5 protein-coding genes are annotated in these 8208 nt (G+C 76.3%); 4 read left to right on the top strand and 1 reads right to left on the bottom strand.

All coding sequences use genetic code 11. The features are described 5' to 3' along the window. On the top strand, positions 1-628 hold a 628-nt coding region (locus tag EHS43_RS30400), incomplete at its 5' end, for an FHA domain-containing protein (RefSeq protein ID WP_148104120.1). 12 nt (positions 629-640) lie between these two features. Here the strand turns inward: EHS43_RS30400 and EHS43_RS30395 are convergent. Continuing rightward, positions 641-1621, bottom strand: a complete 981-nt coding sequence (locus EHS43_RS30395; RefSeq protein ID WP_125193918.1) for a methyltransferase domain-containing protein — start codon at positions 1619-1621, stop codon at positions 641-643. A 68-nt stretch (positions 1622-1689) separates the two neighbouring features. Here EHS43_RS30395 and EHS43_RS30390 point away from each other — a divergent pair, with 68 nt between their 5' ends. The 3 genes from EHS43_RS30390 to EHS43_RS30380 all read left to right on the top strand — a co-directional run. After that, the gene (locus EHS43_RS30390; RefSeq protein WP_185806481.1) at positions 1690-2103 is read left to right on the top strand and encodes a globin; all 414 of its coding nucleotides are present in this window, start codon (positions 1690-1692) and stop codon (positions 2101-2103) included. 172 nt (positions 2104-2275) lie between these two features. Then, on the top strand, positions 2276-5500 hold the full coding sequence (locus tag EHS43_RS30385) for an FtsX-like permease family protein (RefSeq protein WP_125193919.1): 3225 nt from the start codon (positions 2276-2278) through the stop codon (positions 5498-5500). 46 nt (positions 5501-5546) lie between these two features. Further along, the coding region (locus tag EHS43_RS30380) for an ABC transporter permease (protein ID WP_260470786.1) at positions 5547-8208 on the top strand (2662 nt) is incomplete at its 3' end.

Here is an 8208-nt window from a genome sequence, read left to right as displayed (position 1 = left end):
CCCGCCCGCCTTCCCGCAGGAGACCAACCGACCCCAGGGCGGTCCGCCCTTCGGCGGCGGTGGCGCCGACGACTGGGTCATCTCCCCGCCGTCCGGCACCGCCCCCGGTGGTCCCGGTGGCGGTCCTGGTGGCCCCGGCGGTCCCGGTGGCTACGGCTACCCGCAGCCCGGCTCCACCCAGGCGCCGCCCGCGCAGGCCGGCCCGTCCTTCCCGCAGCAGCCGGCGACCTGGACCGCGACCATCGGCCCGGACCGCGAGTACTTCATGGCGATGATGCAGCGCTCCGGCCCCGAGGCCGCGGGCCTGAACCTGCCCGCGTACTCCCCGGAGCAGCAGCGTCAGCTCACCGGCAACCAGGTCACCATCGGCCGCCGCCGGCACTCCACCGGCGACACCCCCGACGTCGACCTGTCGGTGCCGCCGGAGGACCCGGGCGTCTCGCACCAGCACGCGGTGCTGGTGCAGCAGCCGGACGGTTCCTGGGCGGTCGTCGACCAGAACTCGACGAACGGCACCACGGTCAACGGCGCCGAGGAGCCCATCACGCCGTTCGTGCCGGTGCCGCTCCAGGACGGCGACCGGGTGCACGTCGGCGCCTGGACGACGATCACCATCCGCCGCGGCTAGCGAGCGGACGCGTCACCGGAGGGGCCACGCACAGGGTCCCTCCGGGTCGTCCAGCCACGCCCACTCGCGGTCGCCGCTGACCGTGACGCCGTAGCGCTCCCTGCCCGGCCGGCCCTCGCGCTCCCACAGCGCGTGGGCCTGACGCGGTTCGAGGCTGTCGCGGCTCAGCGCCAGCAGGAACCGGAACAGGTCGTCCTCCCGGGCCCGGCGCGGCACCCCGCTCGGGTCCACCGGCTCCTGGTTCCGCAGGCCCGCGCCGCGCAACGGCACGAAGTAGGCCGGCGTGTGCAGGAACCGCCCCTCGGCGTGCCCGGCGTCCCGCACGGTCAGGGCGATCAGACCGGTGGCGAGCGGGCTCAGGACGCGTGCGCCGGGACGGCACTGGGCGAGCCAGGCCGTCGGCACCGAGGCCAGGGTGCAGGTGGCGATGATCCGGTCGAAGGGGGCGCGCTCGGGCACTCCGCGCGCGCCGTCGCCGGTGACGACGACGGGGTGGTACCCGGCGGTGGCCAGATGTCTGCGCGCCGCCTCGGTGATCTCCGGCTCCAGGTCGACGGTGGTGACGTGGTCGTCGCCGAGCCGGTGCGCGAGCAGGGCCGCGTTGTAGCCGGTACCGGCGCCGATCTCCAGGACCCGGTCGCCGTCGCGTACCCGCAGTTCGGCCAGCATCATCGCCATCAGCGAGGGCTGGCTGCTGGAGGAGACGAGTTCGCCGTCGCGCAGCCGGGTGGCCAGCGGGGCGTCGGCGTAGGCCCCGCGGACCCACTTCTCCCGGGTGCGCGGGTCCGGGCTCTCGCCCCAGAGCCGCTCGTAGCCGCCCAGGACGCCCACGTAGTAGTACGGCACGAACAGGTGCCGGGGCACCGCTTCGAATGCCTCCCGCCATTCCGGGTCGGCGGCCCAGGCCCCGCTCGCGTCGATCTCCCGCACCAGCGCGGCCCGCGCGGAGGCGGCGAGTTCGGTGAGATCCCTGTCCGGAGCGTGCGCGCCCATACCTCCACTCTGCACCCGGAGCGCGAGAGGTCCTAAGCCTTGAGTCCTCCTCCACCCCGTCTGAGACCATGGTTGACGTGAAAGAGATCCGGCGCGGCACGCTTCAGACGCAGACCTTCTACGAGCAGGTCGGCGGGGAGGAGACCTTCCGCCGCCTCGTCCACCGTTTCTACGAGGGGGTGGCCGAGGACCCGGTCCTGCGGCCCATGTACCCCGAGGAGGACCTCGGCCCGGCCGAGGAGCGCCTCGCGCTGTTCCTCATGCAGTACTGGGGCGGTCCGACGACGTACAGCGACAACCGCGGCCACCCCCGGCTGCGCATGCGGCACGCCCCCTTCGTCGTCAACCGCGAGGCGCACGACGCGTGGCTGAGGCACATGCGGGACGCCGTGGACGAACTCGGCCTGTCCGAGGAGCACGAGACGCAGCTGTGGAACTACCTGACGTACGCGGCCTCTTCGATGGTGAACACCGCGGACTGATCACCGCCGACTGATCACCCCTCGGTGACCGCCGTTCACTGATTGCCGGATTCCGGTCGCGCGGTGCCGGATTCCGGTCACAATCCGGTCAAGCCCTCGCTACAAGCGCTTACCCGTGACGATCCCCTCTGGCATCCTCGCCGGAGATCTGGCGAACACGGCGGGGGGCCGGGTGACGGGGTTCGGGGGAATCGCACGTCTGGTGTTCCTGCGCGCGCGGGCGCACCGGCTGCTGCTGGCCGCCGCGTTGCTCACGGTCCTGCTCACCACGGCGGTCCTCGCGACCCTCACCGCCTACTCCGGCGCGATCGGCGACGCGGCCCTGCGGCACTCCCTCGCGGACCCGCGCAACGCCGCGGACACCGCGCTGGTCGTCAAGGCCGGCGTACCCGAGGAGCGCCGTGCGGCCGCCGGCACCGCCGTACGCGCGGTGGCGCGGCGGACGTTCGACGGGCTGCCGGTGACCGTGCGGACCTTCCTGCGGTCGGGCCCGTACGCGCTGCCGCGGTCGCTGCGGCCCGAGCCGACGCGTTCCGAGGACCCGGACCTGACCCACTTCGCGGCACTGGACCGCAGCCGGCTGCGGCTGGTGGAGGGGCGGCTGCCGCGGCCCGCCGAGGGGCTGGTCGAGGTGGCGCTCCCGCAGTCCGCCGCCCGCGCCCTGCACCTCGGCCCCGGCGCCCGCGTCACCCTCGCCGACCGGCTGCGCGGCCCCGCGGTGCGGGTCACGGTGACCGGCCTGTACCGGCCCGTGCGCGCGGACGACCCGTACTGGCTCCTGGACGAACTGCACGGCCGGGGTGTCAACAAGCTCGATTTCACGACGTACGGCCCCCTGCTCGCCGATCCCGGCGTGCTGGCCGACGGCACGGTGAGCGTCGGGACGTCGGGATGGCTGGCGTCGGCCGACTTCTCGACGGTGACGACCGCCCGCTCGGACGCGCTGCGCAGGTCGGCCGTCGCGGGCAACGCGGCGCTGCGCAAGGAGGCGTCCCTCAGCGGCGCCACGACCGCGTCGACCGCGCTGCCCGAGGTCCTCGACCGCGCCGACCGCTCCCTGCTGGTCTCCCGCTCGACGCTGCTGATCGTCGCCCTGCAACTGGTGCTTCTCGCGGGCTGCGCCCTGCTGCTGGTGGCGGGGCTGCTGAGCAGTGAGCGCACGGGCGAGAGCCGGCTGCTGCTGGCGCGCGGCGCCTCCCGTGCCCGGATCGCGGGCCTCGCCGCCCTGGAGGGGGTGCTGCTCGCGGCGCCCGCCCTGCTGTGCGCTCCCCTGCTGGCGGGCCCGCTGACGCGGATGCTGGCCGGGCGGGGACCGCTGGCCCGGATCGGGCTGCACCTGGAGGTGTCCTGGGGCGGGCGGCCAGGGGTGTGGCTGGTGGCCGCCGCGGTGGCGCTCGGGTGCGCGCTTGCGGTGACCCTGCCCGCGCTGACGTCCTCGTTCGCGCGCGGCCGGGCCCGGGCGCTGCCGGGTGCGGTGCGCGCGGGCGCGGACGTCGGGCTGCTGGCCGTGGCCGGTGTGGCGTACTTCCAGCTGAGCCGCCAGACCTCCGGTGCCGTCTCCGACGACACCTCCGGCACGCTGGGCGTGGATCCGCTGCTGGTGGCGGCGCCCGCGCTCGCGCTGCTGGCCGGGACCGTCCTGACGCTGCGGCTGCTGCCGCCGCTGGCCCGGCTCGCCGAACGCCGGGCGACCGGCGGGCGCGGGCTGACCGCGGCCCTGGCGGGCTGGCAGATCGCCCGCCGCCCGATGCGCGGGGCGGGCCCGGTGCTGCTGCTGGTCCTCGCGATGGCGCTGGGCATGCTGGCGATCGGCCAGGGCGCCTCCTGGGACCGTTCGCAGTCCGACCAGGCGGACTTCCGCGCCGGGACACCGGTGCGGGTGCTGGTCTCCGGGGACTCGGGCCTCGGCCGCACCGAGCAGTACGCGGCCGTGGCGGGCGTACGGCGGACCGCGCCCGCCGCCCGCTCCGAACTGCCGCTGTCCGGAAGCCGGGTGGCGACCGTGCTGGCGTTGGACACCTCGCACGCCTCGATGCTCATCCGCCCCGATCTGCACACCGGGCCGTTCCTCCGGGGCCTCGCCCCCCAAGGCGCGGTCGCGGGGGTGAAGGTGCCCGCGGGCACGACCCGGCTGCGGCTGACGGCGACCCTGCGCAGCGCGGTCCCGAGCACGACGGTCCAGGCCGCCGTCACCCTGGTGGACGGCTACGGCACCCCCTACCGGCTCCCGGCCGGCGAACTGCCCGCCGACGGCCGGGCACACCCGCTGGACGTCTATGTGGCCGGCGGCCCGCTGACCCTCACCTCCCTGGAACTGGTGGTTCCCGTCCCGGGCGGCAAGGCCGAGAAACACCGCCTGACCCTCGGCGAGTTGACGGCCGAGGACGCTGAAGGGGCGGTGCGGCGGCTCCCGTTGCCGACCGGCTGGGTGGCCGACTCGCAGAGCGACACGGCGAGCTCGACGGCGAACCCCAAGGCCAAACCCACGCAGCCGCGCCTGAGTTCGGGTCCCGGCGGGCTGAGCGTGACCTACGGAACCGGGTTCATTCCGTGGGACGACTCCTGGACCTCGGGGTCGCTGACGGTCCGGCTCAAGGCCCCGCAGCCGAGGGCGGCCGGCGTCACGGGCGTCGCCACCGAGAGCTTCCTGACCGCGGCGGGCGCGGCCGTCGGGGAGAGCCTGGACGTGCCGCTGAACGGGGAGACGGTCTCGGTGCGGATCGTGCGCACGGTAAGGGAGTTGCCCACCGCCTCGGACAGCGGCGGGGCTCTGCTGGTCGATCTGCGGACCGTGAACCGGGAGTTGCAGGAGCAGGACGGCCGAGGTGTGGAGCCGACCGAGTGGTGGCTGTCGACGCGGCCGGGCGCGTCGGCCGAGGTGGCGGCGGCCCTGCGGGCCCGGCCCGACATGGACCCCGCGCAGGTCGTGGTGCGGGACGAACTCGCCGGGCAGCTCCGCGACGACCCGTTCGGCGCGGGCCCCGAGGCCGCGTTCGCCGCGGCGGCCGCGGTGGCGGCGGCGCTGGCCGCGGTCGGGTTCGCGGTGAGCGCGGCCGGGTCGCTGCGGGAGCGCGGCGCGGAGTTCGCCGTACTGCGCGCCCTGGGGGCCCCGCGGCGACGGCTGGCCCGGGCGGTCGCCGTGGAACAGGGCGTCCTGGTGGTGCTGGCGCTGCTGGTGGGCGCGCTGCTGGGCGCGGCGCTGACCCGGGCGGTGGTCCCGCTGATCGTGCTGACGGACGAGGCGGCCAGACCGGTCCCGCGGGTCCTGGTCGAGTTGCCGCTCGCGCAGGCGGCCGCACTGCTGGCGGCGGTGGCCCTCGCCCCGCTCCTGGTCACGGCGGCGCTGGCGCTGCGGCGGGGGGATCCGGCGCGGGCGCTGCGTGAGGGGGGTGAGTGAGGTGAGGTTCCTCAGGAGGGCCGAGCCGGGGGGCCGCGGGGAGAGCGTGCCCTGGGTGCGCACCCGGCTGCGGACCGCGCCGGGCACCGCGTTCTGGCTCGCGCTGCTGGTCGCGCTGACCGCCTGCCTCGCGGCCGCGTTCCCACGAGCGGTCGACCGGTACGAGGACTCCGGGCTGCGCCGGGCCGCCGAGCAGGCCCGCCCCGACCGGACCAGCGTCGAGGTGTACGCCCCGCCGCCGTCCATGATGCTGTCGCCGCGCGAGCGGGAGGACGTGCTGCGCCCCGAACTGCTGGCCAGGCAGTACGCCAAGGTCCGCGCCGAGATCCCGGGCGCGCTCGTCCTCGACCCGGAGCAGTCGACGTACGGCGTGCGCACCACGATGGACATGCCGGTGCCGGACCCGTGGCTGCCGCGGCCGACGGGCAAGCCCGCGGAAGTGACCGTGGTCGCCCAGTCGGGCCTGGGCGCCCACTCCTCGCTCGCCCGGGGGCGTCTGCCGCGGGCGGACGGGAACGTGACCGCGACCACCCCCGAGCTGGAGGCGGCGGTCACCGTGGAGACCGCCAGGACCCTGCACATCAAGGTGGGTTCGGTGATCCACGCGCCCGCGGCCGTCGGCACCCTCCCCGTCCGCGTCACGGGCATCGTCACCCCGCACGACCCCGAGGGCGCCTACTGGTCGACCCGGCCCACCCTGCACACCCCGTCCCTGATCCGCGAGCCCGCGCCGTCGATCGACATGCACTGGCTCGGCGCCCTGCTCATCGCCCCCGAGGCGGCCCCGGTCCTGCTGGCCACACCGGGCCGCCCGGAGCGATACTGGCAGCTGGCGCCCGCCGCGCAGGACCTGCGGGCCCGCGACACCCCGGCGCTGCGGTCCGCGCTCGCGTCCCTGGAGGCCGGGCCGGTCCTGCGGAAGGTGCGCCTGAGGATCGACGGCCCGGTGACGGGGCTGACGGAGATCACCGGCCAGACCGAGGTCCTCACCGACCTCGACGAGGTCCTCGTCGCCTACGACCGGTTCCGCGCGGGAGTCGCGCCGCTCGTCGCGGTCGCCGCGTTCGGCACCGGCACGGTCGCCGCCGTCGTCCTCCTGATGGCGGGCGGCCTCACCGCCGACCGGCGGCGCGCCGAACTGGCCCTGCTGCGGGCCCGTGGCGCCTCCCTCGGTGCGCTGACGGCCCGCCTGTTCGCGGAGACGGCGGTCGTGGCCGTCCCCGCGGGCGCCCTGGGCCTGGCCGCCGCGCTCGTCGCCGTCCCCGAGGGCCGCTCCCGGTACGCGGTCGCGGCGGCCGTGGCGGTCACCGCCGTCACCTGCGCCGCCCTCCCGCTGCGCGCCGCGGCCGCCCACCGCGTGGTCCGCGTCCACACCGGCCGCGAGGACATCTCCGCCGTACGACCGTCCCGGCGCCGTACGGTCGCCGAGCTGACGCTGCTGGTACTGGCGGCCGGCGCGGTGGAGTCGCTGCGCCGCCGCGGCGCCTCGGGCGGCTCCGCCGACCTCGTCTTCCTGGCGCCCGTGCTGGTGGGCGTGATCGCCGCCCTGGTCCTGGTCCGGCTGTACCCGCTCCCGCTGCGCGGCCTGGCCCGCCCGGCCGCCCGGCTGCGCGGTGCCCTCGCCCATCTGTCCCTGGCCCGGGCGGGCCGCACCTCGGCCTCCGCCGTGCTGCCGCTGCTCGCCCTGCTGACCGCCCTGACCACGGCGGCCTTCGGCGGCTCGGTCCTCGCGGGCGTCCAGGAGGCCCGCGACCGGGCGGCTCTCCTCTCGGTCGGCGCCGACGCGCGCGTGGAGACCATGGCCCCGCTGCCCTCGGGACTGCCGGACCGGCTGCGCGGGTCACCGGGGGTCAGCGACCTGTCCGCGGTGAGCACCTCCGACGCCAAGCCGGAGAACGGGGCCCAGTCGTTGCCGCTGGTCGGGGTGGACCCCGCGGACTACGCGGCCCTGTCGTCCCGGACGGACATCGGTGCCTTCGCGGCGGCCCGGCTGCGGGCAGGGGCCGCGGGCGCGCCGGTCCCGGCCCTGGCCTCCACGGCCACCGCCCGCACGTACGGCACCCGTCCCTTCCCGGTCCTCCTCCCGGACGGCAGCTCGCTCACCGTCCGCATCACCGCCGTCCTGGACCGCACGCCGGCGGTGGTGGGCTCGGACTTCCTGGTCGTGAACCGCGAGGCGCTGAGCCCGGCGACCGCCCGCCCGACGGCGCTGCTGCTGACGGGGCGGCAACTGGACGGGGCCGCCCTGCGCAAGGCGGCACCCGAGGCGGCGTCCGTGCATCTGAGGTCCGAGGAACGCACGCGGTTCGTCGACTCGCCCCTCCAGACCGGCGCGGAGGGCGTCTACGTGACGGCGGTGGCGGCCGGCACCGGCTACGCGGTCCTGGCCCTCCTCCTGTCCCTCCTGCGCACGGCCCCCGAACGCACGGCCCTGCTGGCCCGCCTGCGCACCATGGGCCTGACCCGGGCGGCGGGCCGCCGCCTGCTGATCCTGGAGTCCCTGCCCCAGGCCTTCCTGGCCGCCCTCGGGGGCGCGCTCACCGGCTGGGCCACCATCCGCCTGCTGTCCCCGGGCGTCGACCTGACGGCCATCGCCCTGCACGCGGCCGAACCCGCCGCGACCGCGGCGCGGTTGCGCACCGACGCCCTGTCCCTGGCGGTACCGGCGGTGGCCGTGCTGCTGCTCGCGGTGGGGATGGGGATCGGGC

The organism is Streptomyces sp. RP5T (assembly GCF_003933965.1).
In the GTDB taxonomy this organism is placed as follows: Bacteria; Actinomycetota; Actinomycetes; order Streptomycetales; family Streptomycetaceae; genus Streptomyces.
This window is presented reverse-complemented; position numbering and strand designations above follow the sequence as displayed.

Bases quoted from the DNA above. Each gene is read 5' to 3' on its own strand.
- EHS43_RS30390 (WP_185806481.1), top strand. From the start codon at position 1,690: ATGGTTGACGTGAAAGAGATCCGGCGCGGCACGCTTCAGACGCAGACC.
- EHS43_RS30395 (WP_125193918.1), bottom strand. From the start codon at position 1,621: ATGGGCGCGCACGCTCCGGACAGGGATCTCACCGAACTCGCCGCCTCC.